At 71.3% G+C, this 1,674-nt stretch carries 2 protein-coding genes; both read left to right on the top strand.

The annotated features are described in order from the left end of the window. Nucleotides 1-3 precede the first annotated feature (3 nt). On the top strand, nucleotides 4-1,572 hold the full coding sequence (locus tag RH94_RS08005) for an acyl-CoA carboxylase subunit beta (protein WP_107428659.1): 1,569 nt from the start codon (nucleotides 4-6) through the stop codon (nucleotides 1,570-1,572). A 10-nt stretch (nucleotides 1,573-1,582) separates the two neighbouring features. Then, a partial coding sequence (locus RH94_RS46310) for an acyl-CoA carboxylase epsilon subunit (protein WP_324614247.1) occupies nucleotides 1,583-1,674 on the top strand: 92 nt, incomplete at its 3' end.

Raw genomic sequence — 1,674 nt, 5'->3', positions numbered from 1 at the left:
GAGATCGACATCCGCACGACCGCGGGCAAGCTCGCGGATCTGCAGCGCCGCATCCAGGAGGCGACGCACGCCGGCTCGGAGCGCGCGGTGGAGAAGCAGCACGCCCGGGGCAAGCTGACCGCCCGCGAGCGGATCGCGCTGCTGCTGGACGCGGACTCCTTCGTGGAGCTGGACGAGTTCGCCCGGCACCGCTCCACCCACTTCGGGCTGGAGGCCAACCGCCCCTACGGCGACGGCGTGGTCACCGGCTACGGCACCGTCGACGGCCGCCCGGTGGCGGTCTTCTCGCAGGACTTCACCGTCTTCGGCGGCGCGCTGGGCGAGGTGTACGGGCAGAAGATCGTCAAGGTGATGGACTTCGCCCTGAAGACCGGCTGCCCCGTCATCGGCATCAACGACTCCGGCGGCGCCCGCATCCAGGAGGGCGTCGCCTCGCTCGGCGCCTACGGGGAGATCTTCCGCCGCAACACCCACGCCTCCGGCGTCATCCCGCAGATCTCCCTGGTGCTCGGCCCGTGCGCGGGCGGCGCGGTCTACTCCCCCGCCATCACCGACTTCACCGTCATGGTCGATAAGAGCAGCCACATGTTCATCACCGGCCCGGACGTGATCAAGACGGTCACCGGCGAGGACGTCGGCTTCGAGGAGCTGGGCGGGGCCCGCACCCACAACACCGCCTCCGGGGTGGCCCACCACCTGGCCGCCGACGAGAAGGACGCCATCGAGTACGTCCAGCAGCTGCTGTCCTACCTGCCCTCCAACAACCTCGCCGAGCCCCCGGCGTTCCCGGAGCAGGCCGACCCGGCCCTCACCGCCGGGGACCGCGAGCTCGACGCGATCGTCCCGGACAGCGCCAACCAGCCCTACGACATGCACACCGTCATCGAGCACGTCCTCGACGACGGCGAGTTCCTCGAGACGCAGCCGCTGTTCGCGCCGAACATCCTCACCGGCTTCGGCCGCGTCGAGGGCCGCCCGGTCGGCATCGTCGCCAACCAGCCGCTGCAGTTCGCCGGCTGCCTGGACATCGACGCCTCCGAGAAGGCCGCCCGGTTCGTGCGCACCTGCGACGCCTTCAACCTGCCCGTGCTCACCTTCGTGGACGTGCCCGGCTTCCTGCCCGGGGTGGACCAGGAGCACACCGGCATCATCCGCCGCGGCGCCAAGCTGATCTACGCCTACGCCGAGGCCACCGTCCCGCTGATCACCGTGATCACCCGCAAGGCGTTCGGCGGCGCCTACGACGTGATGGGCTCCAAGCACCTGGGCGCCGACCTGAACCTGGCCTGGCCCACCGCGCAGATCGCCGTGATGGGCGCCCAGGGCGCGGTCAACATCCTGCACCGGCGCACCCTCGCCGAGGCCGCCGACGACGCCGAGGCCACCCGCGCCCGGCTGATCCAGGAGTACGAGGACACCCTCCTCAACCCCTACGTCGCCGCCGAGCGCGGCTACGTCGACGCCGTGATCATGCCCTCCCACACCCGCTCCCACCTCGTGCGCGGCCTGCGCCAGCTGCGCACCAAACGGGAGAGCCTGCCGCCCAAGAAGCACGGCAACATCCCCCTGTGAAGGAGCCCCCGTGATCAAGGTCGTCCGAGGCAACCCCACCCCGGAGGAACTCGCCGCCGTGGTCGCGCTGCTGTCCGCCGCCGGCACGGCGGGCCCCGACCC

Origin of the sequence: Streptomyces kebangsaanensis (genome assembly GCF_001906585.1) — a bacterium.
GTDB lineage: Bacteria > Actinomycetota > Actinomycetes > Streptomycetales > Streptomycetaceae > Streptomyces > Streptomyces kebangsaanensis.
This window is presented reverse-complemented; position numbering and strand designations above follow the sequence as displayed.